Annotated in this window: 21 protein-coding genes, 1 tRNA gene and 1 pseudogene; 13 read left to right on the top strand and 10 right to left on the bottom strand. The window is 61.1% G+C overall.

The features are described 5' to 3' along the window. From FJ954_RS21920 to FJ954_RS21910, 3 genes are all read right to left on the bottom strand, one after another. On the bottom strand, positions 1-1,164 hold the full coding sequence (locus FJ954_RS21920) for an isovaleryl-CoA dehydrogenase (protein ID WP_015318597.1): 1,164 nt from the start codon (positions 1,162-1,164) through the stop codon (positions 1-3). Continuing rightward, positions 1,133-1,783, bottom strand: a complete 651-nt coding sequence (locus tag FJ954_RS21915; RefSeq protein WP_140663110.1) for a TetR/AcrR family transcriptional regulator — start codon at positions 1,781-1,783, stop codon at positions 1,133-1,135. Before FJ954_RS21915 ends, FJ954_RS21920 begins: the two co-directional genes overlap by 32 nt. A gap of 66 nt (positions 1,784-1,849) precedes the next feature. Then, positions 1,850-2,134: an acylphosphatase gene (locus tag FJ954_RS21910; RefSeq protein ID WP_140663109.1), complete on the bottom strand. Its 285-nt coding sequence runs from the start codon at positions 2,132-2,134 to the stop codon at positions 1,850-1,852. A 69-nt stretch (positions 2,135-2,203) separates the two neighbouring features. Between FJ954_RS21910 and FJ954_RS21905 the strand changes: the two genes are divergently transcribed. Continuing rightward, positions 2,204-2,473 carry a hypothetical protein gene (locus FJ954_RS21905; protein ID WP_181171092.1) on the top strand — a complete coding sequence of 90 codons (270 nt, stop codon included), beginning with the start codon at positions 2,204-2,206 and terminating at the stop codon, positions 2,471-2,473. Here the strand turns inward: FJ954_RS21905 and FJ954_RS21900 are convergent. Further along, a complete protein-coding gene (locus FJ954_RS21900; protein ID WP_140663107.1) occupies positions 2,470-3,582 on the bottom strand; it encodes a pyridoxal phosphate-dependent aminotransferase in 1,113 nt (370 codons plus the stop codon). The two genes, FJ954_RS21905 and FJ954_RS21900, sit on opposite strands and share 4 nt — an antisense overlap. A gap of 120 nt (positions 3,583-3,702) precedes the next feature. Between FJ954_RS21900 and FJ954_RS21895 the strand changes: the two genes are divergently transcribed. Further along, positions 3,703-5,367: a tetratricopeptide repeat-containing sulfotransferase family protein gene (locus tag FJ954_RS21895; protein ID WP_140663104.1), complete on the top strand. Its 1,665-nt coding sequence runs from the start codon at positions 3,703-3,705 to the stop codon at positions 5,365-5,367. Positions 5,368-5,603: 236 nt separating this feature from the next. After that, positions 5,604-7,265: a sulfotransferase gene (locus tag FJ954_RS21890; protein WP_140663102.1), complete on the top strand. Its 1,662-nt coding sequence runs from the start codon at positions 5,604-5,606 to the stop codon at positions 7,263-7,265. Positions 7,266-7,388: 123 nt separating this feature from the next. Here the strand turns inward: FJ954_RS21890 and FJ954_RS21885 are convergent, their stop codons facing one another. Then, positions 7,389-8,582 (bottom strand): porin, encoded by a 1,194-nt coding sequence (locus FJ954_RS21885; RefSeq protein ID WP_015318591.1) that lies wholly within the window; start codon positions 8,580-8,582, stop codon positions 7,389-7,391. A 451-nt stretch (positions 8,583-9,033) separates the two neighbouring features. Here FJ954_RS21885 and FJ954_RS21880 point away from each other — a divergent pair. The 4 genes and pseudogenes from FJ954_RS21880 (at position 9,034) to FJ954_RS21865 (ending at position 11,991) form a co-directional block, all read left to right on the top strand. Then, positions 9,034-9,124, top strand: a tRNA-Ser gene (locus FJ954_RS21880). 88 nt (positions 9,125-9,212) lie between these two features. After that, positions 9,213-9,411 (top strand): annotated as a pseudogene (locus FJ954_RS21875) (GIY-YIG nuclease family protein). Positions 9,412-9,535: 124 nt separating this feature from the next. Further along, on the top strand, positions 9,536-10,672 hold the full coding sequence (locus FJ954_RS21870; protein ID WP_015318589.1) for a porin: 1,137 nt from the start codon (positions 9,536-9,538) through the stop codon (positions 10,670-10,672). A 242-nt stretch (positions 10,673-10,914) separates the two neighbouring features. Then, positions 10,915-11,991, top strand: coding sequence for a site-specific integrase (locus FJ954_RS21865; protein WP_181177887.1), 1,077 nt, complete (start codon positions 10,915-10,917; stop codon positions 11,989-11,991). A 69-nt stretch (positions 11,992-12,060) separates the two neighbouring features. On the opposite strand, the gene FJ954_RS21860 is transcribed toward FJ954_RS21865, so the two are convergent. Together FJ954_RS21860 and FJ954_RS21855 are read right to left on the bottom strand one after the other, a co-directional pair. Next, on the bottom strand, positions 12,061-12,948 hold the full coding sequence (locus FJ954_RS21860; RefSeq protein WP_140663097.1) for an alpha/beta hydrolase: 888 nt from the start codon (positions 12,946-12,948) through the stop codon (positions 12,061-12,063). Positions 12,949-13,058: 110 nt separating this feature from the next. Next, positions 13,059-14,891 carry a lytic transglycosylase domain-containing protein gene (locus FJ954_RS21855; RefSeq protein ID WP_140663095.1) on the bottom strand — a complete coding sequence of 611 codons (1,833 nt, stop codon included), beginning with the start codon at positions 14,889-14,891 and terminating at the stop codon, positions 13,059-13,061. Positions 14,892-15,182: 291 nt separating this feature from the next. On the opposite strand from FJ954_RS21855, the gene dapA reads away from it, so the two are divergent. From dapA to FJ954_RS21840, 3 genes are all read left to right on the top strand, one after another. Further along, positions 15,183-16,064, top strand: a complete 882-nt coding sequence (gene dapA / locus FJ954_RS21850) for a 4-hydroxy-tetrahydrodipicolinate synthase (protein ID WP_140663271.1) — start codon at positions 15,183-15,185, stop codon at positions 16,062-16,064. 150 nt (positions 16,065-16,214) lie between these two features. Next, the gene (gene smpB, locus FJ954_RS21845) at positions 16,215-16,694 is read left to right on the top strand and encodes an SsrA-binding protein SmpB (protein ID WP_006202221.1); all 480 of its coding nucleotides are present in this window, start codon (positions 16,215-16,217) and stop codon (positions 16,692-16,694) included. A gap of 73 nt (positions 16,695-16,767) precedes the next feature. After that, positions 16,768-17,478 carry a GH25 family lysozyme gene (locus tag FJ954_RS21840; protein ID WP_140663093.1) on the top strand — a complete coding sequence of 237 codons (711 nt, stop codon included), beginning with the start codon at positions 16,768-16,770 and terminating at the stop codon, positions 17,476-17,478. A 63-nt stretch (positions 17,479-17,541) separates the two neighbouring features. Here the strand turns inward: FJ954_RS21840 and FJ954_RS21835 are convergent, their stop codons facing one another. Next, positions 17,542-18,465: a DMT family transporter gene (locus FJ954_RS21835; RefSeq protein WP_140663091.1), complete on the bottom strand. Its 924-nt coding sequence runs from the start codon at positions 18,463-18,465 to the stop codon at positions 17,542-17,544. A gap of 145 nt (positions 18,466-18,610) precedes the next feature. On the opposite strand from FJ954_RS21835, the gene FJ954_RS21830 reads away from it, so the two are divergent. After that, entirely contained in the window at positions 18,611-19,084 is a 474-nt protein-coding gene (locus FJ954_RS21830; RefSeq protein WP_015318584.1) for an Lrp/AsnC ligand binding domain-containing protein, read from the top strand. A gap of 33 nt (positions 19,085-19,117) precedes the next feature. Here the strand turns inward: FJ954_RS21830 and FJ954_RS21825 are convergent, their stop codons facing one another. After that, the gene (locus FJ954_RS21825) at positions 19,118-19,774 is read right to left on the bottom strand and encodes a uracil-DNA glycosylase (protein ID WP_140663089.1); all 657 of its coding nucleotides are present in this window, start codon (positions 19,772-19,774) and stop codon (positions 19,118-19,120) included. An 11-nt stretch (positions 19,775-19,785) separates the two neighbouring features. Continuing rightward, positions 19,786-20,367 (bottom strand): NYN domain-containing protein, encoded by a 582-nt coding sequence (locus tag FJ954_RS21820; RefSeq protein ID WP_015318582.1) that lies wholly within the window; start codon positions 20,365-20,367, stop codon positions 19,786-19,788. A 317-nt stretch (positions 20,368-20,684) separates the two neighbouring features. On the opposite strand from FJ954_RS21820, the gene rpoZ reads away from it, so the two are divergent. Both rpoZ and FJ954_RS21810 read left to right on the top strand, forming a co-directional pair. Next, positions 20,685-21,086, top strand: coding sequence for a DNA-directed RNA polymerase subunit omega (gene rpoZ, locus FJ954_RS21815; RefSeq protein WP_015318581.1), 402 nt, complete (start codon positions 20,685-20,687; stop codon positions 21,084-21,086). Between the two features lie 187 nt (positions 21,087-21,273). Further along, the gene (locus FJ954_RS21810; RefSeq protein ID WP_023771627.1) at positions 21,274-23,502 is read left to right on the top strand and encodes a bifunctional (p)ppGpp synthetase/guanosine-3',5'-bis(diphosphate) 3'-pyrophosphohydrolase; all 2,229 of its coding nucleotides are present in this window, start codon (positions 21,274-21,276) and stop codon (positions 23,500-23,502) included. The last annotated feature ends 9 nt before the right edge of the window (positions 23,503-23,511 follow it).

Below are 23,511 nucleotides of genomic sequence, written 5' to 3'. Positions count from 1 at the left end.
CTACACCCCCTCCGCCATGATCTCGCGGCCGATCAGCCAGCGACGGATCTCGCTGGTGCCGGCGCCGATCTCGTAGAGCTTCGCGTCGCGCAAAAGCCGGCCGGTCGGATAGTCGTTGATATAGCCGTTGCCGCCAAGCAGCTGGATCGCGTCGAGTGCCATCTGCGTCGCTTTCTCGGCGGCGAACAGCACGCATCCGGCTGCATCCTTGCGGCTGGTCTGGCCGCGGTCGCAGGCGGCGGCGACGGCGTACACGTAGGCACGCGCGGCGTTCATCGCCGTATACATGTCGGCAAGCTTGCCTTGCACCAGCTGGAATTCCCCGATCGGCTGGCCGAACTGCTTGCGCTCGTGAACATAGGGGATCGCTACGTCGAGGCAGGCCGCCATCAGGCCGATCGGGCCGCCGGCAAGCACGGTGCGCTCATAGTCGAGGCCGGACATCAGCACCTCGACGCCGCGTCCTTCCTCGTGCAGCACATTGCCGAACGGCACCTCGACGTCTGAAAAGACCAGTTCGCCGGTGTTGGACCCTCGCATGCCGAGCTTGTCGAGTTTCTGCGCCACCGAAAACCCCGGCATCGCCTTTTCGACGATGAAGGCGGTGATGCCGCGCGATTTCCGGTCCGGGTCGGTTTTGGCGTAGACGACCAGCGTTTCGGCATCCGGGCCGTTGGTGATCCACATCTTGGTGCCGTTGAGCACATAGCGGTCATTGCGCTTTTCGGCGCGCAACTTGAGCGACACCACGTCGGAGCCGGCGCCGGGCTCCGACATGGCAAGCGCGCCGACGTGCTCGCCCGAACATAGCGGCGGCAGGTATTTTTCCTTCTGTGCCGGCGTTGCCCAGCGGTTGATCTGGTTGACGCAGAGATTGGAGTGGGCGCCGTAGGAAAGGCCGACCGATGCCGAGGCGCGCGAAATCTCCTCGACCGCGATCACGTGGGCGAGATAGCCCATGCCGCTGCCGCCGAAATCGGGATCGGCGGTTATGCCGAGCAGGCCAAGACTGCCGAGTTCTCCCCATAGATACGCCGGGAATTCGTTCTCGCGATCGATGTCAGCGGCTATCGGCGCGATTCTGTCCTGGGCGAAGCGGCGCACCAGGTCGCGCAACGCCTCGACGTCCTCATCATGCCCGAAGCTGAGCGTGTTCGTGTACATGCCGTTCCTCCCCGGTACCAATGCCGATGTTCGCGCCGACCAGGCGCATTGTCATCGAAAGGTATGTCTGCGTGACTTCGGCGATCGACAATCGCTCGCCCGGCCGGAACCAGACGATGACGCCGGTCATCATCTGGATCAGAGCCATGGCCGTCAGGCCGGTGTCCTCGATGCGGAAAATACCCGCCTCGGCGCCATCGCGCAGGATCGAACGCAGGTCCTTTTCGTAGGCCGTGCGCATGCGCAGGATCTGTGTCAGCCTGTCGGGCGACAGGCTGCGCAATTCCATGTTCGACACATGCGTGGCGTGGCGGCGCCCGATATGAAAGGCGATGTGGTTGCGCACATAGGCGGCAAGCTGCCGCACCGGATCCGCGTCGGCCGGCCTGGAACGCTCCCAGGCCTCGCGAAGCGCTTGCATATGGTCGCGCATCAGCGTGAACAGCAGGTCTTCCTTGGTCGGAAAATAGCGATAGAGCGCGGCCGCCTGCACGCCGACCTCGGCGGCCAGCTGGCGCATCGACATTGCTTCATAACCGTAACGCGCAATCAGGGTGGCCGCCGCTTCACGGACTGCCGCTTCGGTTCGCTCGCCGTGTGATCCTGTGGTGCGCGCCATCGTCGCCTCGTTGACGGCAGAATAATAAAACAAACGTTCAATTAATTCAAGTGGGCGGAAATCCGCCTATGCTATGATTCTGAAATCTCCAGGCGTGGTCCAGGTCGCCAATTCGTCCACATCGATCCGCGAGACGGATGCGCCCGGCGGGCCTTGCCGAAGCCGTTCAATCATGGCCGCAATCGCCGCGTCGGCGCCGGTAAGCCATGCCGTCACCGAGCGGTCTCTTTCGTTGCGCACCCAGCCCAACAGCCCGAGCCTTGTCGCTTCATCGCGCGTCCACGCCCTGTAGCCGACCCCTTGGACCGTGCCGTATATGTGCGCCTGCACTGCCCTTTTCCGATCATTCATGGGCTCGCTCCCGTTCCATAGAGTCTGGCGCAGCATCGAACGAAGGCAACGGTTGAAACGGTGACCGCGATGAAAATCGAGGGCCTCCGTTCCAAATTTTCTGCCGCCGGCCTGACCGAGATGTGTACCGATCCCGCGCTACTCCGGCCGCGCGTTCTTTCGCTCACCGCGCGCGGCCAGGCCGCGCTTGCGGCACTTCATGCGGCCACGGATCGTGATCTGGCCCGCCTGACCGCGGGCTTGAATGACAGGGAAGCCGCGGAATTGTCGGATGTGCTGGCGCGTGCCGGACATCTGCTCGGCGCCGCGATGGCTCCCGAGCGCCGCGAAGTGCCCTAGTTTCCGCGCGCCGCTGCCAAGGCGCCAGGCAATTCCTCGGCGAAGATGTCCAGTTCGTGGGCGAGACCGACGCTGACGCGGATGCAGTGGTCGAGCCGTGGCGCCATCGGCTTGCGGATGAAGACGTCGCGCGACAACAGCCCCTGCAGCACTTTCAGGGCAAAAGCACCGTCATGGCCGCAGTCGATGGTGACGAAATTGGTCGCCGAGGCGAGCGGCTTCAACCCGTTCTGTTCGGCGATATCGGCAATGCGCCGACGTCCGGCTGCGACCCGGGCCACCACCGTCTCGAGATAGGCTTGGTCGGCGAGCGCCTCGACGCCGGCGATCTGCGCCATGCGGCTGACGCCATAGTGGTTGCGGATCTTCTCGAAGTCGCTGATCACTTGCGTCTCGGCGACGGCATAGCCGCAGCGTATTCCGGCAAGTCCATAGGCCTTCGAAAAGGTTCGCATGCGGATGACGTTCGGCCGCGAGATGTCGATCGGCGGCAGGGCCGAGGCTGGTCCCAATTCGCCATAGGCCTCGTCGAGCACCAGCATGGTGGCTTCCGGCAAGGCTTCGATGAAGCGGATGACCTCGTCGGCTTCCCACCAACTGCCCATCGGATTGTCCGGGTTGGACAGGTAGACCAGCGGCGCCTTCTCCCTGACGACTGCCGCGAGCAGACCGTCCAGGCTTTCCCTGTCATTCTCGTAAGGGACAGTCACCAGCCGGCCGCCGACACCGGCAATGTGGAAGTTGAAGGTCGGATAGGCGCCGAGCGAGGTGACCACGGCATCGCCAGGCGCCACGTACATGCGCGCCACCAGGCTGAGCAGACCGTCAATGCCTTCGCCGACAACGATATTTTCGACCGCCACATGGTGATGCGCCGCAGCCGCGACCTTCAGATCGTAATTGTCGGGGTCGCAATACATCCACTGGTCGCGCGCGACACTCTCCATGCGGGCGATGACGCGCGGCGAAGGACCAAAACTGCTCTCATTGGCGCCGATACGGGCACGGAAAGCGCGCCCGCGCTCACGCTGCTGCGCTTCGGGGCCGACAAACGGCACGGTCGACGGAAGCGCTGCGATGAGGGGTGAGAGGGCAGGGCGCACAGGCATGTCGGAAGCTCGCTTCGAAGGGACCTTCTTGCTAACGCGCCGGCTTATTAGGTGCAAGTTGCTCGCAGGCAGCAATTTGTCATGCTGGATTCGGCCGTGTCTTTTTGGTAGCCAGACACGATGAACAATCGTCTGCCGCCTGCCTGGTCCAAGCATCTGAAAACTCCGTCCGGACCGAAAAACCCGCAGTCGAAAATCGCCGAACCCAAAGCGGGGTCGCTATCACACGCGCAGGCCGATGACGCACTGCTCAGGCGGGCGGTAGAACTTCATCGGGCAAATCGGTTGCCGGAGGCGGAGGCGCTGTGTCAGCGTGTATTGGCTCATGCCCCGCGACACCCCCTTGCCTTGTATCTGCTTGGAACCTTTGCGCTCGGGCTGGATGACGAGATGGCCATTCGCTGTTTTGAGCGAGCGGTAAAGGAGGCACCTCAAAATCCGCATTACCATCTGACCCTGGGTGAAACCTATTTGAAAGTCGGCGAGCATACGGATGCAATCAGGCATTTCGAGCGTGCTTGCGAATTGAAGGCCGACTGGGTCGAGGCGCTTTGTGCGCTGGGCCGCGCCTACACCGGATTCGGCAAAGCCGACCTCGCGGTGCCCCTCTATGAGAAAGCGCTCAAGATCGATGACGGCCGTTCCGCTATCCGAATAGGGTTGGCCAACGCGCTTGTAAGCCTCGGCCGGATGGATGAGGCGGCAAACTACATGAAAGAGGCGATCGCCCGTGGCCAGGATGTCGCCGCTGCTTACAACGGCTTGGTCGGTATACGAAAATTCAAGGAAGAGCCGACGGAGTTAAAATCCATTCTGGCTGAACTGAAGAATCCGGCGCTTGATAACAAAAGTATACAACAACTCCACTACGCGGCCGGGAAGGTGCTCAACGATATCAGGCGCTATGACGAGGCGATGGGCCATTTTCAGCAGGCAAAGCGCTCGACCCGCGGCTTTGACCTTGAGGCTTACCGCCGCGGCATCGATTTCTTGATCGAACTGTTCAGCCCCGAGATGTTGGCCGCCAAGACAGGACATGGAAGCTCTTCGGAAGTACCTGTCTTCGTGCTTGGCATGCCACGTTCAGGCACCACTTTGACCGAGCAAATCTGTGCGAGCCACCCGGATGCTTATGGCGCTGGCGAGCTGACAAAACTCCGGCGCATCACAAACAGTCTCGCGCCCAAAACGCGCTCGCCCGAAGAATTGCGAAGCTCGATCCTGACCATGACGGTGAATCAGTCGAAGGCTTTGGCTGAAGACTATCTTGCCCATATCCGTCAACGGTCCCCCAACGCCCAGCGTATCGTCGACAAATTGCCGCATAATTTCGAACTTATCGGCCTTATAAGGCTTCTGTTTCCCAAGGCACGCATCATTCACTGCCGTCGAGATGCTATCGACAACTGCCTCTCGTGTTATTTCCTGGGTTTCAATGACGACAATAGTTATACCGCGGATCTCCATATGCTCGGACTGTATTATCGCGAATACGACCGGCTTATGCGGCACTGGGATAAGGTCTTTCCAGGCCAAATCCTTGAGACCCGCTATGAGGACATGGTCTCCGACCAGGAAGCGCAATCGCGCCGCTTGATCGACCATCTGGGGCTGCCCTGGGACGACGCCTGTCTGCGGTTCTTTGACAAGCCAGGTTCGGTGAACACGTTTAGCCGCTGGCAGGTTCGACAACCGATCTACACCTCGTCTATCAATCGCTGGAAGGGCTATGGAAGTTCAATCCTGCCGCTGATTGAGGCCCTTGGAGACTTGGCTGAGACTTAGTCTGGCACGCTTGCGCCGGAACGATGTCGAGATTTGGCCGTGGCTGCGCGAGACGTCCTGCCCCTCTGGCCTAAATCCGTTAAGCGGGTGGATGCACGCGAGTGCAGGACTGGATCAGATCTGCAGGCGTAGGGGAGAAAGATTTCGGTATCAAATAGTTCTGGGAAGTCTCCAGGTAACGGCCGGTGGTCTATCCCATGCTGGATTCTGTCGGCCGTTTTTGCTAGCGAGGCACGATGAACTCACGGCTGCCCCCAACCTGGTCCAAGCATCTCAAGGCACAGCCAGTGCAAAAGGCCAGACCCTTCGCCCAACCGGCTAAGCCTGGATCGTTGCCTGGGCCAACCGATGACATGCTGCTTAGACAAGCGCTGGAACTACAGAAAGCTGGACGGCTGCCGGAAGCCGAAGAACTCTGCCATCGTGTTCTGACGCGCTCGCCCAATCACGCGCTTGCCCTCTACATTCTTGGCACGCTGGGGCTCGGTTTCGACGACGAACTGGCGATCAAGTATTTCGCCCGCGCGGCAGCGAAGGAGCCGAAAAATCCATACTATCAGCTCAGTCTGGGGGAGGCCTTTCTAAAGGTCGCGGATTATCCGCTTGCGATTCATCATTTGCAGCGCGCCTGCGAGCTGAAGCCCGATCTCACGGATGCTCTTCGTCGACTTGGCGAAGCATATTTCATGTTCGAAAAGGCGGACGTGGCTGTGCCGCTCTATGAAAAAGCGCTCAAAATTGACCCCGACAACGCATTCGTCCGGACGGCCCTTGCGAATACTCTCGTTGCCCTCGGCCGCATGGACGAAGCTACGGTTTGCCTGAAGGAGAGCATCGACAGGCGCATGAGCGTGCCGTCGTCCTACAATACGCTTGTAGCGGTTCGAAAATTCTCCGCCGAGCCACCCGAACTCAAAGCCATTCTGGACGAGCTTCAAAAAACGGCGAATCCCGCCGATGAGCCCTACCAGCTTCATATGGCCGCCGGTAAGGTCTTGGATGATCTTGGTCGCCACGATGAGGCCATGGACCATTTTCTCAGAGCCGCAACGAACAAGGGGTTCGATTTTGACATTGAATCCTACGGTCGACAGGTCGATGCGTGGATCGAGCTGTTCAATCCGGAGTTCTTCGCGGCGAGGGTGGGATATGGTGATCCATCTGAGACGCCTGTATTCGTGCTTGGAATGCCGCGTTCTGGCACGACGCTGACGGAACAGATCTGCTCGAGCCATCCCGATGTCCACGGCGCGGGCGAACACTCCAAGCTGGGGCGAGTCGCGGTTGCCAACGGTCTTAAATTGCAGCCGGGACGCCCATTGGGACGACCAGTCATGTCGATGACGCGAACGCAATCCAAGGCGCTCGCCGGTGAATATCTATCCAGCTTGCGTCTCAACGCGCCCGAAGCATTGCGAATCGTCGATAAGATGCCTCACAATTTCGAACTTGTGGGCCTCATCGCCCTTCTCTTCCCTAACGCACGGATTGTTCATTGCGTACGCGATCCCGTTGATAATTGTTTTTCTTGCTTCACCTCGAATCTTAACGACGCGCATAAGTATAATTCGGACCTTGCGGTGCTTGGGCTTTACTACCGCGAGTACGATCGCCTGATGCGCTATTGGAAGTCGATTTTTCCGGGACGCATTCTCGAGAATCGCTATGAAGACCTTGTTTCCGACCAGGAGGGGCAGTCCCGTCGGCTTGTGGAGCATCTGGGTTTGGAGTGGCACGACGCCTGCCTCCGTTTCTTCGAAAGGGCTGGCTCCGTCAGAACCCTCAGCCACTGGCAGGTTCGTCAGCCGATCTACAAATCATCGGTCAAGCGTTGGAAGCACTACGAAGGCAGGCTTCGGCCATTGATCGAAGCCTTGGGGGATTTGGCTGAAGGCTAGCCGTTCTCAGTTGTTCGAACTGACTTTCTGCGCACGACGGAGGCCCCTTACCTGCGATAGTTGCAAGCGGCCAAAAAAACCCGGCGGTTGCCCGCCGGGTTTGATTTCGCCTAGGCGAATTGACTAGAAGTCGCGTTGGAAGCGGAGGAGACCGCCGACGTTGTCCTTCTTGGTCGCGTTGACCCACACGGACTGGTTGTCGATGGCGCCTTGGCCGACGCGCTGCCAGTCGACTTCCGCCGTGACGGTGAGGCCGGGAACGACGGTGTAGGCGACGTTCGCCGCGACACCGATGTCCTTCCAGTCATCATACGACGCCTGGAGGTTGAACGATGTCTTTTCGTTGAACTTGTAGGTGCCGCCGCCCCATGCTGCCCAGTTGCCGCCCCACTGCTTGTAGAAGCCGCGGCCGAGCGCATCGATGTTGTTGGTCGGGTCGTTGAGGTTGTTGTCCGAGCCATAGCCGACCATGGCAAACAGCGACAGTTCGTTGGATACGTTGACGTCCAGGCGAACCTTGCCGGCGACTTCTTCGTAGTTGCTGTCATAGGCGACGACGCCGGTGATGGCGCCCCAGCCCTGTGTCCACTTCACACCGCCGACGACATGCGGAACATAGCTGTCGATGGTGCCAACCTCACCGGAGCCTTCTTCCAGCGAGACCACGGCCGAGAAGCCGTTTCCAGCGTCGAAGTAGTATTGGATGACGTTGGTCTGGAAATTGCCGTAAGGGACGATCGTGTCGTTGATGACGTTACCGGCGTAGCCGATGAACGTATCAAAGGCCGATTCGTCAGCGCCGACACGCAGACCGCCGAGCTGGATCCAGGCAAATTCCAAGGCGCTGGTCTTGTTGCGCGCCTGCCAGCCGTCGCCGCCAGCGTTAGGGTTCGCTTCGGTGTTGCCTGCGAGACCAGGGGTGCCATAGTCGCCGTAGCTGTTGCCGAAGTTGATGCGGTACTCAGTGTAGGTCTTCAACGTACCGAGTTCGGTTTCCTGGCCAGTCCAGGTCTTCAGCGTGAAGCGGGTCTGCTTCCAGTAGGTCGAGTCGTCATCACCGTGCTGGTGGTCCGTGACGTGATTGACGCCATCGAACGAGCCACCGTCGCCCACACCGATATCCTCACGAATATAGCCGCCGACGCGCAGGCAGGTTTCGGTGCCGGGGATGTAGAAGTAGCCAGCGCCGTAGACGTCGCAAATCTTGACGTATTCAGCGGGCTCCGGCTCGGCGACGACGACGGCGTCGGCGGCGCGCGCACCGGAAACTGCGATCAGGGCCGCAGCGGAGCCGAGAAGAAGGCTCTTGATGTTCATTTTCTGACCTCCAGTCAAAAGTTAAAAAACGGGTCTGGGTATTCTTTGCTGAAGGACAGCGTTCCCTGCCCCATCCCCACTACCGAAAAAGATGCGCACCGCGCCGCTCCTTCGAACTCGACATTACCCATGAGCCGGCGGCGTTCAACAACGATCGTACCGGCGAAAGGGCTGTTCGGCTGCTATCCCCCAGCGTTGTTGCACAAATGACACGATTTGGCCTCACTCAGAAAGCTCTCGTTAACCATCGGGCCCGCCGCAGCCGGCTATTTCCGGCCGAATCCGGCATTCGGCCGATGGAATCGTGGCGAGGCCGCGAGTCACCTGCCAGGGATTTGCCGCATTACCGCCCCATCGCGGAAATCCGCGGCGACAGAGCGCCGTTATTTTCTATATTAATGATGCGGGCTTGTTGATTGTGCCGGCGCTTTTCTTTATCCAGCGGCTCAACGGAGAGGTGGCCGAGTGGTCGAAGGCGCTCCCCTGCTAAGGGAGTAGAGGTCAAAAGCTTCTCGTGGGTTCGAATCCCATCCTCTCCGCCATCCTGCTTCGCCCTTCGGGCTTCGCAGGACAAGCCCAGACATTCCCGCGAAGCAGGACGCCCTCCGAAGCCTCGGCGAAGGAGGGCCTGTGGATAGCGAGCGATGTGTCGGCATCACATCCGACCTGAAGCGCCGGATCGCCGAGCACAATGCCGGAAAATCCACCCACACGTCTAAGTTTCTGCCCTGGCGGATCGTCACCTATGTAGCTTTCTCCGACCAAGCCAAGGCGGCTTCATTCAAGCGCCGGCTCCGGGCACGCCTTCGCCAACAAACGTCTTTGGTGACTATTCGCACGACAGCGCGAAATCCACCTGGTCTCCGAAAAAACTTAATTATCTCAGTTAGTTGATGCCTAAACTGGCGTTGATAGGGCCGTCATTCGGTTCGATTCTGACTGGAGGTCAGAAAATGAACATCAAGAGCCTTCTTCTCGGCTCCGCTGCGGCCCTGATCGCAGTTTCCGGTGCGCGCGCCGCCGACGCCGTCGTCGTCGCCGAGCCGGAGCCCGCTGAATACGTCAAGATTTGCGACGTCTACGGCGCTGGCTACTTCTACATCCCCGGCACCGAGACCTGCCTGCGCATCGGCGGCTATGTCCGCTACGACATCGGCGTGGGTGATGCCGGCGCATTCGGTGGCGCCCAGAACGTTCCGGACCATATGGGCGATGGCGATCACGACACCTACTGGAAGAACGCCCGCTTCACGCTGAAGACCTGGACCGGCCAGGAAACCGAACTCGGCACGTTGAAGACCTATACCGAGACCCGCTTCAACTTCGGCAACAACTATGGCGACTATGACTTCCCGCAGACTGGCACGTTCGAGGCGCACAACAAGGGCGTTTCGCTGAATTTCGCCTGGATCCAGCTTGGTGGTCTCCGCGTTGGTAAGGATGAATCGGCCTTCGATACGTTCATCGGCTACGCCGGCAACGTCATTGAGGACACGATCGTCCCCTACGGCAATTTCGACACCAACGTCGTTCAGTACTACTTTGACGCCGGCAACGGCTTCTCGGCTGTGGTCTCGCTGGAAGAAGGCGCAGGTGCCGATACCATCGACAGCTACGTTCCGCATGTTGTCGGCGGTCTGAAGTGGACCCAGGGCTGGGGCGCTCTCACCGGCGTCGTTTCCTATGACAGCAACTACGAAGAAGTTGCCGGCAAGGTTCGTTTGGACGTCAACGTCTCCAACGAGCTGTCGCTCTGGATCATGGGCGGCTATGGCTCGGACGACAACCTCAACGACTTCGGTACCGGCCGCGGCTTCTACAAGCAGTGGGGCGGCAACTGGGCAGTGTGGGGCGGTGGCACCTACAAGTTCAACGAGAAGACCTCGTTCAACGCTCAGATCTCGTATGATGACTGGAAGAACCTCGGCATCGCTGCGAACATCGCCTATGACGTTGTTCCTGGCTTCACGGTCACGGCCGAAGTCGATTACCAGAACGTCGGCGGTGCTGACGACCTGTCGCAAGGCTGGGTCGGTGCGACCAAGAAGAGCAACGTCGCCGGTATCCTCCGCTTCCAACGCTCTTTCTAAGGGCTGGTTCCTTACAGATGAAATCCAGCCCGGGCGCACAAACGCCCGGGCTGTTTTTGTTTCGTGACTGGGTCAACGCAAACGAAGGAAAAGGGGGAATCGGTAGCTGAACAGATCCGTAGGCTTGGTCTCGTGGGATCCGCGGTGGGCGGGTGAGATCACAACTGCGTGATTTAATCTCTTGAAAGGACGCTCCCAAGCGGATAGGGCTGATTCCAATCCACTCGGGGGAGTGACGGATAATGACCAACGAAGCGATTCAAGAGGGATACCCCTCTGATCAGTTTTCGACGTTTTCTTCTCAGAACTCGAAGATCAACTACACATATAACAAGATAAGAGAAGTAAAGTCATACCGGGTCGGAGAGCTTTTTTCAGCTTATCGAGACATATTGTGGGATGATGGGCGACATAAATATAATGTCAGCTCCTTCATCGGCGAGATAGACGAGATCCTCCTTGGGGAGCGTTTCAGCGCCTTTGACCAGAGTACCCTGGACAACCTTATCGGCACCTTGCGCCAGCGCGGCAACAGCAACGCGACCATCAATCGAAAGATGGCTGCTCTCAGCAAACTGCTGCGCAAGGCTTACAAGATGGGAGATATCCACAGCCTGCCCGAGTTTCGCCGCCAGAAGGAGCGGGCGGGACGAATTCGTTTCCTCGAGAGGGAGGAAGAGGCAAGGCTGTTTGCCGCTATCAAGAGCCGCAGCGAGGATGCTTACCGGCTTTCCGTCTTCCTGGTCGACACCGGATGCCGCCTCGGCGAGGCGCTCGGGCTGATCTGGAACGATATCCAGGAACATCGCGTCTCCTTCTGGATCACCAAATCCGGCCGCAGCCGGACCATTCCGATGACCGAACGGGTCAAGGAGGTCATCAAGCTGCCGCCGGCCGAAGGACGCCGACCCAAGGGCCCGTTCACCAAGCTCAGCCAGGCACAATTCCGCGCCATCTGGAACGATGCCAAGGCGGAAGTCGGGCTCGGCGCCGACGACCAGGTCGTGCCGCACATCCTGCGCCACACCTGCGCTTCGCGTCTTGTCCAGGGCGGCATCGACATCCGCCGCGTGCAGATGTGGCTTGGCCATCAGACCTTGTCGATGACCATGCGCTACGCGCATCTGGCCACCAATGATCTCGATGGCTGCGTTGTCGTGCTGGAGAAGCCTCGCGGCGAGCAACCGGCCGGCAACGCGGAAAGCTCTCTGTTTTCGTCGCCGGTGACGACGCCGTCGGCGAAGCGGAAGCAGGCGGATGAGGGCGCTTCGGCGAAGGCGTCGCCAAAAGCGACCCGCAAAAGCTCCAAGGCCAAGTAGTTCCGACAGCTTGCCTTTGCTGCCGTAACAGCCCCGGGATCTGATCTGGTCTTGGGGCTTATTTGCCGCTTATTGCCTCTCGGCGCGATCGAGAAAGACAGCAACGGCGCTGGGCAGGCTGCCGGTCTCGAGGAAAGGCGCGTGGCCTTGGCCCTCGACCGTGATCGCCTCGAGGTTTGGGTGGCGCTTCTTCATTTCTTCAAGCGTCTCGACGGAGAAAAGTCTCGAGTTGGCGCCGCGTATGACCAGCATAGGCATGGCGGCCAGCGCCTCGAATTGCGCCCACGAATCCGGCAGTTTCTTGCTTAGGTCGAGGGCGGCGAGCGTTTCAACCAGCCTCGGGTCGAAATCCGGCATCAGCCCCTGATCCGTCTCGCGATAGAGCGCTGACGCCATCCGCTCCCAATCCGCCGAAGCGAGGGCGGGAAAGTCGCCGCCATGCGTGTCGCGCTGGGCATCGACAGTCTTGGCACGGCTCTTCGGTTTTGGCGTGGGATCAAGATAGGTGAGGATATGGGCAAGGCCGGCGGCTTCGATCACTGGCCCGATGTCGTTGAGCACGACGGCTTTCAGTGCCGCCGGCTGCATCGCGCCAAGCACATGGATGATCAGCCCGCCGCGCGAGGTGCCAATGAAGGCCGCCTGTTCGATGCCGAGCGCCGTCAGCCCGGCAAGGATGTCCCCCGCCTCGACTCCGACATTATAGTGACTGACATCGGGATCGTAGGCCGACTGTCCGCGTCCGCGATAGTCGAAGGCGATGACCTTGCGCGCCAAGGCGGATCGCGTTGAGAGATAGAGCGCCAGCTCGTGAAAATCCCGCGCATTACGTGTCAGGCCAGGCAGGCAGACGACCGGCCAATGTGCGGAATTCGCTTCGCCATAGACGCGCGCGTGAAGTCTCAGCCCATCTGGCGCGGCATAGAAGAAGTCGGAGAAGCCTGGGTTGCTCGACATGGGACGGGCTCCTTAGCCGAAGGGATCGTCCACGTCTGCTATAGACGGAGCGCAGGAGGGGTCAAATGGGAAAGGCTCCTCCTTCTCCTCACGAAGGAAGAGCAAAAACTTCAACTCCGCCCGTTCACGAGATCGCCGACGATGTCGTACTTGCCGGAGATACGCATCTTGTAGACCTCGTAATTCTCCATCACGCGCTGCACGTAACTTCTTGTTTCCGTGTAGGGAATCCGTTCGATCCAGTCCACCACCGCATCGATGTCCTTGCCGCGCGGGTCACCATATTTCGCCACCCACTGGCCGGCCCGGGCCGGGCCGGCATTGTAGCCCGCGAAGGTCAATACGTACGAGCCGTTGAAGCGATCCAGCTGTTCGCCGAGGAAGGCCGAAGCAAGCGTTGCATTATAGGCGGCGTCGGTTGTCAGCCTGGTCTGCGAAAACTGCAATCCAGCCTTCTTCGCCAATTGCCTGGCGGTTGCCGGCATCAGCTGCAGCAGCCCGCGCGCGCCGGCACTGGATATGGCCCCGATATTGAATTCGCTTTCCTGGCGGGCGACCGCGTAGGCCAGCGCCTTGCCGGAACCGGAAATATTGGCCGAATCGGGGATGACGCCGAGCGGATGCGACAGCGCTCCGACGTCGATGCCCCGCGCTCCGGCGATCTTGCCGATTTTCAGCGCCATGAAATGGTTGTCCTGCTTTTCCGCCAGGATGGCGAGCAGCGCCAGTTCACCCGGACTGGTCAACTGGCCGGCAAGGTCGCGGTAGAGCGTTTCGGCATAGCGGTCGTAGCCCGCCTCCTGCAGGCGCTTGATGGCGGAGACGGCCTCGCGGCCGGCAAAGCTCCGCCTGTCGGCGGCACTTGGCTGGGGATAGACGATGTTGAGCGCCTGCCGGCCGACACGTTCGGCGGCGAGCTGGCCGTAAAACGTGGTGCCGTAGGTCGCCGCACGCCCAAAATAGTCCTTGGCATTGCCGGGGCCTCCGACTTCCGCCGCGCGGCCGAGCCAGTAATAGGCGCGCGACAGCACCCGGCGTTCGACCCACCAGGCATCCGGATCGACCAGGGAGTCACGGTCCGCCGGCGCCTTCATGACAACCGCCGCGGCGCCCGCAAAATCCTGCTGCTTGCGCAGATACTCGGCCTGCGCGAAGAAATAGCCGGCCGAACGCTGCGCCGCCGGCACGGCCTTCAGCAGTTTGGCGGCATTCTTGTCGCCCCTGTCGGCCGCCGCCCAGGCGTCGGCAAGCTGCTGGGCGCCGGCGAGGCCGGCGACACGCAAGGCGGAATTCACCCGGTCGGCATAGAACATGCGCTCCATGCGAAAACGGTGGTCGGCGGCAGGAACAAGGCTGCCGAACTCCTTGATCAGAGCCGTCTCGTCCTTGGCTTCCAGGATCGCGGTGCGCCAGAACGGCGACAGCACCGATCGCGCCGCCTTGGCGTTGCCGGACGACACATAGGCGCGCGCGAGAACCATCACGCCTTCGAATGTCTGCGGCTGGCTGCCGTCGAATGCCTTGACGACGACATCCGCCGCCGGGTTTTCGCGGTAGAGCGCGCGCTCGCTGTTCTTGCGCAGGGTAACGGTGCCCGGCCAGTTGGGCAGCATCTTCGCGGCCGCCGCGATGTCGCCGCTTGGAACCTTGTCTCCGCCGTAAAGCGCGATCGCCCAAGCCAATATGTGCTGGTCGAGCGATTGTGCGGGCAGTGCATCACGCACGCCGCGCGCGCCGGCAATATCGCCGGCCGCCAGCGCATCCAGCCCACTTTTCAACTGTGCGACGCTGGGTGAGGGGGCCTGTTGCGCCTTGTCCTGTACACCAGGCACCGGGATGGCCGAGGTGACCCGCACATCGACGCTGCCGCTGATCGCCACGCCGGGCATCAGCGCGGCGACGGCGCCAAGCAGCGCGAAGAGATGGGGCCGACTGGTCGGCATGATCGCGTGTCTTTCCTTAATCCAGCATTTTACCAGCGGGCGAAGAAGCCTTGAAGCCTAAACTTAGGTCGTGAAGGGCTCGTAAACAAAGGGTTATCGAGGCCGTTCGAATTACGCTTGCTGGCACCATGGCAATGCTTGCCGCGCAACAATGTCGAGACTATGGTGCGCGGCTTCGCTTTCGGTTAGAAGGCGCGCACCACGAAACACCGATGCATGGCGCCCAAAAGTGGATACCGGTTTTGGGACAGCGACATGCGTGAACCGAGAAGTCCCAAGGAGTTGGACGACATGCTGAGAGGCTCGCTTACCGCGCTCGTGACACCGTTCGAAAAGAGCGGGCGTTTCGACGAGAAAGCCTTTCGCGCGTTCGTCGACTGGCAGCTTGGCGAGGGCACGACAGGCCTGGTTCCTGTCGGCACAACGGGCGAGTCGCCTACGCTGTCGCATGACGAGCATCGCCACGTCGTCAAGGTCTGCATCGAGGTGGCCAAGGGCCGCGCCCCGGTTGTTGCCGGCGCCGGTTCCAACAACACCGAGGAAGCCGTCGGGCTCGTGCAGTATGCCGAAAAGGCCGGCGCCGATGCTGCCCTGGTCGTAACGCCCTATTACAACAAGCCGACACAGCGCGGCCTCTACGAGCATTTCGCCGCTGTCGCCCGGGCGACCAAGCTGCCGATCATCATCTACAACATTCCGCCGCGTTCGGTCATCGACATGATGCCGGAGACGATGGGCCGGCTGGCGCACGACTTCAAGAACATCGTCGGCGTCAAGGACGCCACCGGCAAGGTCGAGCGCGTGTCGGAGCAGCGCATGACCTGTGGCAAGGATTTTATCCAGCTTTCGGGTGAGGACGCTTCCGCGCTCGGTTTCAACGCGCATGGTGGTGTCGGCTGCATCTCAGTGACCTCGAACGTCGCGCCGCGGCTCTGCGCCGAATTCCAGGAAGCAACGCTTTCGGGCGACAGTGCGAAGGCGCTGGAGCTGCAGGACCGTCTCTTGCCGCTGCACAAGGCGATCTTTATCGAGCCCGGCGTGTCCGGCGCGAAATATGCACTGTCGAAGCTGGGCAAGGTCGAGAACGTGCTGCGTTCGCCGCTGGTGACTGTTGAACCGGCAACGGCCGAGAGGATCGATGCGGCCATGAAGCACGCCGGCTTGATCAATTAGCGAGCCGTTTGGGAAGTCTGCTCCCGCGATCATCTGAAGGCGCCACCTGCGCTTCCGGTGTTCCCGTACTATATGTACGCTCCGCTCCGGTTCTCGGTAGCACCATCATCTGACTCGCGGGAGCGGGTTTCGAAACGGACTCTAGACCTCATGAACCAAGTCAGAAAAGCCGATCCCAACAACAAGACCGTTGCCGAAAACCGCAAGGCGCGGTTTTCCTATGAGGTGCTCGACACGATCGAGGCCGGCCTTGTGCTGACCGGAACCGAGGTCAAGTCGCTGCGTCAGGGCCAAGCCAACATCCAGGACAGCTATGCCTCGGTCGAAGGCGGCGAGATCTGGCTGATCAATTCCTATCTGCCCGAATATCTGCAGGCCAACCGCTTCAACCACGAGCCGCGCCGCCGCCGCAAACTGCTGCTCAACAAGCGCGAAATGGCCAAGCTGTCGCAGAGCGTGGACCGCGAAGGCATGACCCTGGTGCCGCTGAAAATCTATTTCAACGACCAGGGACGCGCCAAGCTGCTGCTTGCCGTCGGCCGCGGCAAGAAACTGCACGACAAGCGCGAGACCGAAAAGCAACGCGACTGGTCGCGCGAAAAAGGCCGGCTGCTGAAGGAACGCGGGTGATCGGGAGATAGCCTGCAAAGCCAACGGTCTGGTTTTCAACGCCGAACAACCGGCAAGTCCAACAGGGGTGGTCTTGAAGAAGCGGATTGTTCTCTGGGGCGCGGCCAGTCTTGCCCTGGCATGTGTCATTGCTGTGGGAGGAGTGGCCTATTTCCGCACCTACTCTCCCGATCGCGACCGATATCCGGTCAGGGGCATCGACGTCTCCCATCATCAGGGCCGGATCGACTGGCGGCGTGTTGCCGCCGATGATGTGGCTTTCGTCGTCATCAAGGCGACTGAAGGCGGCGACCATGTCGACGACGCCTTCGCCGGCAATCTGCGCGAGGCCCGCGCCGCCGGACTCGCCGTCGGCGCCTATCATTTCTTCACCTTCTGCCGGCCGGGCGCCGACCAGGCGAGGAATTTCATCTCGGTGGTGCCGCACGATCAGCCGCTGCTGCCGCCCGTGGTCGACATCGAGTTCGGCGGCAACTGTCCGCGGCGTCCGTCGCCCGAACAGTTGAATGCCGAACTCCAGGCCTTCCTCGGACCTGTCGAGGCGGCATTCGGCAAGCCGGCGATCGTCTATCTTACGGATGAAGCCGAGGCCGCTTATGCCGGGCAAATCGCCGCTCGCCCACTCTGGCTACGCTCACTGCTCATGGAACCGGACCGCCGTGACTGGATCTACTGGCAGTACCACAACAGGGGGCGCGTGAACGGCATCGAGGGGGACGTCGATCTGAACGTTTTGCAGGGCGGGCCGGAGAAGTTGGCCGCGCTGCTCGCCTCCACACCTTGATGAACAGGCCCGATCCGATGCCCGGTCCGGTTCTTCGGCAGCCTGCCATGCCCCTCAAACCATTCACGATCCAGCTGATGTCGAGACAGCCAGATTTTCCCTGGTGCTGCGTCGACCCATCGCCGAATAACCCATCCCGGCGGCCATGATGGCGATGGCCACGCATTGGATAGCCAGCGGGGTCTCGCCAAGCACGACCATGCCGACCATCACGGTGGCGACCGGCACACCCGGCAGGAACAGCGATGCAGCCTGTGAGCCCAATCGGTCGACAATGTAAGTGTAGAGGAACATTGCCGCAGCGCCCGCGAGAAGACCTTGAATGACGATCTGGCTGGCGATTTCGGCGCCTGCGGCGGCATGGAGGCCGCTTGGCGCAAAGACATAAAGAAGTGGCAGCGGCAGGCAGGACAAAAGCACGACGCTCGCGGTCGCCGTGACCGGGTCGACACGCCATCGCTGCACAAGAACGGCATATGTGGAAAACATCGCGCCCGATCCGATAAACAGCAGGTCCCCGAACAGGACATCGCTGGCGCCGGTGCGCGCCGGCGCTATGAACAGCAACAAGCCGGCGATGATCGTAACGACGCCGATGATCCGCCGACGCGACGCGCTTTCCCTGAACAGCGACAATAGGAACGAGAAGAACACGATCGAGGCCGGGCAGAGCGCCGCGGCATGGGCGGCGGGCGCGTGGGTTAGACCCCAGTTGATGATCAGCGGATAGGGCAATCCGGCCAGTGCAGCCAACGTCAGTCCACGCCGCCAGCCCAGCGCCTTCATGGTCGCCAGGCCGCGTCTCCAGACGATCGGCAGGAACACCGCGCCGGCACCTGCAAAGCGCAGGCTGGCCATGTCGGTGGCCGTCAGATGCTCCCTGAGGCTGAAGCGGGCGGCGACGAACTGCGCCGCATAGATGGCGATCATGACAAGGCCGGCGATCACCGCCAGTCTTGTGTCTCCCGTGTCTCGTCCGTCCGCCATGTCAGTTCCGCCGCATGTTCATGCCGCCAGGAGGAGACAGCCCCGACCTTGCGATGAAGCGCAGCCTATGGTCGAAATGGTCGCGACAAAATACGCTGTTTTTTACAATTTGAAGTGTAATTCACGCAAATAAGAGGGCTTGAACGTGAATCCTGAACCAGTCGACCTGGACGCCGTCGACCGCAGTCTTCTGCGACTGCTGCAGGAAGATGGGCGCCGCACCACGCTCGACCTGGCAGCGCGCGTCGGCCTGTCACCAACCGGGGCCAGCCAGCGCGTGAAACGCCTGTTTCGCGACGGGTTCATCACCGCCGTCAGGGCGGTGCTCAATCCGGCAAAGATTGGCCGCGGCATGCTTGTCTTCATCGAGGTGCGGCTCGATCACGCGGCCCCGCATATCTTTGACCGCTTCGCCGAGGCGGTGGCAAAGGCGCCCGAGGTTCTGGAATGCCACATGGTCGTCGGCGGCTTCGACTATCTCGTGAAGGCCCGCATTGCCGAGATGGCCGACTATCAGGACTTTCTCAAACGCGTCATCCTGCCGCTGCCGGGGGTGAAGGAGACACATACCTATGCCTCGATCGGCGACGTGAAGCCGGATGCCTTGCTGCCGGTGTGAGCAGGCACCGCAGACCGCACGGTATCCGAGAGCTCAGTTCTTCAGGAATGCCGCGATCTCGCCAAATACCCTCACGAACATGTCTTCGGTCAACACACCGGTATTGGTGTTGTAGCGCGAGCAATGGTAGCTCGAAAACAGCATGATGCCGCCGGCTTCCAACTGGCCGCCATGTTTGAACGGATAGGCGGCGACGCGCCCGCCCAGTGCCCGCACGGTCGACTGGTGCGCGATCGATCCCAGCGCCAGCACGGCGCGCAGGTTGGGAAAGCGAGCGATCGTCGGCACCAGGAATGTCCGGCAGGTGGCGATCTCGGCACCGACCGGCTTGTTCTCCGGCGGCACGCAGCGCACCGCGTTGGTGATCGCAGTGCCGAGGAGTTCCAGCCCATCATCGGGCCGCGCCTTGAACTCGCCGCGTGCGAAGTTGTGGGCAATCAGTGTCGAATAGAGCAGGTCGCCGGCATAGTCGCCGGTAAAGGGGCGCCCGGTGCGGTTGGCGCCGCGCAGGCCAGGCGCCAGACCAACGATCAGAAGCTGGACGGTATCTTCGCCACCCAGTGGCAGGAAGGTCGGCACCGGCGCGTTGAACCATGACGGCTCGCGCTGCCGCCATTCGGCGATGAAATCATGCAGCCGCGGGCAGAGCGGGCAATCGCGGCTGGGTTCGGAAAGTGAAGGGGCGGTCAAGTCGACCGGCCTCAGTAGTCGTCCTCGTCGACTTCAGCCGGTTCGGGCCGCCGTGCCGGTCGTTCGGAGGGATCGCGGCCGACTTCGTTCTTCAGCGTCGCCAGGTCGATGAAATGGTCGGCCTGCCGGCGCAGGTCGTCTGAGATCATCGGAGGTTGCGAGGCCATGGTCGAGACGATCGACACCTTGCGGCCACGCCGTTGCAGCGCTTCGACCAGCGTTCGGAAATCACCGTCTCCGGAGAATATGACATAGTGGTCGACGACATCGGCGAGTTCCAGGGCATCGACGGTAAGCTCGATGTCCATATTGCCCTTGATCTTGCGGCGGCCGGTCGAGTCGGTGAATTCCTTGGCCGGCTTGGTGACCACCTTGAACCCGTTATAGTCGAGCCAGTCGATCAGTGGCCGGATCGAGGAGTATTCCTGGTCCTCGACCAGCGCGGTGTAATAGTAGGCGCGCAACAGGTAACCGCGCTTGTGAAAGCTCGCCAGGAGCTTGCGATAATCGATGTCGAACCCGAGCGCGCGCGATGTGGCGTAGAGATTGGCGCCGTCGATGAACAGGGCGATTTTTTCACGAGGGTCGAACATGGAAATAATCCTTTTCGAAAAAACGGCCGTCTAAACGAAATGCGGTAGCGACTATCGGTCAGGCTCTAATAACCGGCCGACCTTGGACCAATCGAGATAACGCCAGTTTGGTGGCAATCCAAGGGCATGTGGCGCACTGCAAGCAATTGTGATCGTGGCGCCGAACCCTGGACCCGGCTGCTTTGCTAGATCGGGAGTTCGATATTGAGATTGAGTGCCCTGTGGGCCCGCATTGCCATGATGCTTGTATTTTGGCGCCGTTCGGGTTATGGACCGCGCCTGTTTTCCATTAAATCCAGGCATGAAAGGGGCAGTCCATGGCCCGCGTAACCGTTGAAGATTGCATCGACAAGGTCGACAACCGCTTCGAGCTGGTGCTTCTGGCCGGCCACCGCGCCCGTCAGATCAGCCAGGGCGCGCAGATCACCGTCCCGCGCGACAACGACAAGAACCCCGTCATCGCACTGCGCGAGATCGCCGACGAGACGCTGTCGCCCGATGATCTCAAGGAAGATCTGATCCATTCGCTGCAGAAGCATGTCGAGGTCGACGAGCCCGAAGCCGATGGCGAAGTGATCGCTGATCAGACCGGCGGCGCTGTTGCGGCCGCCGAAGCCGACGACGCCGAGGAGAACGTCACCTTCGACCGGATGACCGAGGAAGATCTCCTGGCTGGCATCGAAGGCCTGGTGCCCCCGGAAAAGAGCGACGACTACTAAGCCTCCGTTCCGGCACTTCCGTCCCGGCGGTTTCGTGGCTATCTAGTACCAACTGTCGCAAATACCAGATGCAGTTTTGGCCGCACTTGGCATAATGCGTGAATCTGGTATTTGCGACAGTTGGTACCGGCATGCGCCGTACAACAGTGCGGCGCATGATTCATTTCATCGCCGAGAGATTTAGCCCATGATGCGTCAGTATGAGCTTGTCGAGCGCGTCCAGCGCTACAAGCCTGACGTCAACGAGGCGTTGCTCAACAAGGCCTATGTCTACGCCATGCAGAAGCATGGCCACCAGAAGCGCGCTTCCGGCGATCCCTATTTCTCGCATCCGCTCGAAGTCGCCGCCATCCTCACCGAGATGCACATGGACGAGGCGACCATCGCCGTCGCCCTGCTGCACGACACCATCGAGGACACGACGGCGACGCGGGCCGAGATCGACGATCTGTTCGGCCCCGAAATGGGCAAGCTGGTCGAGGGCCTGACCAAGCTCAAGAAACTCGACCTCGTCTCCAAGAAGGCCGAGCAGGCGGAGAACCTGCGCAAGCTTTTGCTGGCGATCTCGGAAGATGTTCGCGTGCTGCTGGTCAAGCTCGCCGACCGTTTGCACAACATGCGCACCCTCGATCACATGCCCGAGGCCAAACGCCTGCGCATCGCCGAGGAGACGATGGATATCTACGCGCCGCTGGCCGGGCGCATGGGCATGCAAGGCATGCGCGAGGAGCTGGAAGAGATCGCCTTCCGCTTCATCAATCCGGAAGCCTACCGGGCCGTCACCGCGCGGCTCGCCGAGATATTCGAGCGCAACAAGGGCGTGCTGACCGACATTGAAAAGGCGCTGTCGGCCCTGTTTGAAAAGCACGCCATCAACGCCGGCGTGAAGAGCCGGCAGAAGAAGCCATGGTCGGTGTTCCGCAAGATGGAGGCCAAGGCGCTGTCCTTCGAGCAGCTGTCCGACATTTTCGGCTTCCGTGTTGTCGTTGACAGCGTCGAGGACTGCTATCGCGCGCTGGGTGCCATCCACACCACTTGGTCGATGGTGCCCGGCCGTTTCAAGGATTACATCTCGACCCCGAAGCAGAACGACTACCGTTCGATCCACACCACCATCGTCGGGCCTTCGCGCCAGCGCGTCGAACTGCAGATCCGCACCCGCGAGATGAACAAGATCGCCGAATACGGCGTCGCCGCCCATTCGATCTACAAGGACACCGGCGGCAAGACGAACGGCGCCGGCCATGCGATCTCGAAGGAGACCAACGCCTACGCTTGGCTGCGCCGTACCATCGAGCAGTTGGCCGAGGGCGACAATCCCGAGGATTTTCTCGAGAACACCAAGCTGGAGCTGTTCCAGGACCAGGTGTTCTGCTTCACGCCGAAAGGCATGCTGATTGCCTTGCCGCGCGGCGCCACGCCGATCGATTTCGCCTATGCGGTCCACACCGATGTCGGCGACACCTGCGTCGGCGCCAAGGTCAATGGCCGCATCATGCCGCTGATGACGGAACTGAAGAATGGCGACGAAGTCGAGATCATCCGCTCCAAAGCGCAGGTGCCACCAGCCGCATGGGAATCGGTCGTCGTCACCGGCAAGGCGCGCGCAGCCATCCGCCGCGCCACCAAGAATGCGATCCGCAAGCAGTATTCTGGCCTTGGCGCGCGTATCCTGGAGCGTGCCTTCGAACGAGCCGGCAAGACCTTCACCAGGGAAAGCCTGAAGCCCGTGCTGCACAGGCTGGCACGCAAGGACATCGAGGATGTGCTGGCATCCGTGGGCCGCGGCGAACTGGCCTCAACCGATGTCATGAAGGCGGTGTTCCCCGACTACAAGGACGAGCGCGTCACGCCGGCAGCGCCCAAGCAGCGCGAGGAGGGCTGGTCGAAGATCCGCAACGCCGCAGGCATGCTGTTCCAGATACCTGGCCGGGCCGCGCGCAAGGACAAGGACCAGCCAGGCGCCGGCGCCGTGCCGATCCGCGGCGTGCGCGGCGACCTGCCGGTGCGCTTCGCGCCGGAAGGCGCGGTCCCTGGCGATCGTATCGTCGGCATCGTCCAGCCGGGCACCGGCATCACCATCTACCCGATCCAGTCTCCGGCGCTGCAGGCCTTCGACGATCAGCCGGAGCGCTGGATCGACGTGCGCTGGGACATCGACGAGCGCACCAAGGAACGGTTCCCCGCGCGCGTCTCGGTCACCGCCATCAACGCGCCGGGTTCGCTTGCCGATATCGCCCAGGTCGTTGCCTCCAACGACGCCAACATCCATACGCTGTCGATGGTGCGCACCGCGCCCGATTTCACCGAAATGCTGATCGACCTCGAAGTCTGGGACCTGAAGCATCTCAACCGGCTGCTGTCGCAGCTCAAGGACAATTCGAGCGTCAGCGATGCGCGGCGCGTCAATGGCTAGCGATAGCCG

The organism is Mesorhizobium sp. B2-3-15 (genome assembly GCF_006442875.1).
In the GTDB taxonomy this organism is placed as follows: domain Bacteria; phylum Pseudomonadota; class Alphaproteobacteria; order Rhizobiales; family Rhizobiaceae; genus Mesorhizobium; species Mesorhizobium australicum.
Note: the sequence above shows the minus strand (reverse complement) of the source record. Positions and strands in the feature narration are given on the sequence as shown.

Excerpts from the sequence above, each read along its gene's own strand:
- FJ954_RS21920 (WP_015318597.1), bottom strand. The coding sequence starts at position 1,164 with ATGTACACGAACACGCTCAGCTTCGGGCATGATGAGGACGTCGAGGCG.
- FJ954_RS21915 (WP_140663110.1), bottom strand. The coding sequence starts at position 1,783 with ATGGCGCGCACCACAGGATCACACGGCGAGCGAACCGAAGCGGCAGTC.
- FJ954_RS21910 (WP_140663109.1), bottom strand. The coding sequence starts at position 2,134 with ATGAATGATCGGAAAAGGGCAGTGCAGGCGCACATATACGGCACGGTC.
- FJ954_RS21905 (WP_181171092.1), top strand. The coding sequence starts at position 2,204 with ATGAAAATCGAGGGCCTCCGTTCCAAATTTTCTGCCGCCGGCCTGACC.
- FJ954_RS21900 (WP_140663107.1), bottom strand. The coding sequence starts at position 3,582 with ATGCCTGTGCGCCCTGCCCTCTCACCCCTCATCGCAGCGCTTCCGTCG.
- FJ954_RS21895 (WP_140663104.1), top strand. The coding sequence starts at position 3,703 with ATGAACAATCGTCTGCCGCCTGCCTGGTCCAAGCATCTGAAAACTCCG.
- FJ954_RS21890 (WP_140663102.1), top strand. The coding sequence starts at position 5,604 with ATGAACTCACGGCTGCCCCCAACCTGGTCCAAGCATCTCAAGGCACAG.
- FJ954_RS21885 (WP_015318591.1), bottom strand. The coding sequence starts at position 8,582 with ATGAACATCAAGAGCCTTCTTCTCGGCTCCGCTGCGGCCCTGATCGCA.
- FJ954_RS21870 (WP_015318589.1), top strand. The coding sequence starts at position 9,536 with ATGAACATCAAGAGCCTTCTTCTCGGCTCCGCTGCGGCCCTGATCGCA.
- FJ954_RS21865 (WP_181177887.1), top strand. The coding sequence starts at position 10,915 with ATGACCAACGAAGCGATTCAAGAGGGATACCCCTCTGATCAGTTTTCG.
- FJ954_RS21860 (WP_140663097.1), bottom strand. The coding sequence starts at position 12,948 with ATGTCGAGCAACCCAGGCTTCTCCGACTTCTTCTATGCCGCGCCAGAT.
- FJ954_RS21855 (WP_140663095.1), bottom strand. The coding sequence starts at position 14,891 with ATGCCGACCAGTCGGCCCCATCTCTTCGCGCTGCTTGGCGCCGTCGCC.
- dapA (WP_140663271.1), top strand. The coding sequence starts at position 15,183 with ATGCTGAGAGGCTCGCTTACCGCGCTCGTGACACCGTTCGAAAAGAGC.
- smpB (WP_006202221.1), top strand. The coding sequence starts at position 16,215 with ATGAACCAAGTCAGAAAAGCCGATCCCAACAACAAGACCGTTGCCGAA.
- FJ954_RS21835 (WP_140663091.1), bottom strand. The coding sequence starts at position 18,465 with ATGGCGGACGGACGAGACACGGGAGACACAAGACTGGCGGTGATCGCC.
- FJ954_RS21820 (WP_015318582.1), bottom strand. The coding sequence starts at position 20,367 with ATGTTCGACCCTCGTGAAAAAATCGCCCTGTTCATCGACGGCGCCAAT.
- rpoZ (WP_015318581.1), top strand. The coding sequence starts at position 20,685 with ATGGCCCGCGTAACCGTTGAAGATTGCATCGACAAGGTCGACAACCGC.
- FJ954_RS21810 (WP_023771627.1), top strand. The coding sequence starts at position 21,274 with ATGATGCGTCAGTATGAGCTTGTCGAGCGCGTCCAGCGCTACAAGCCT.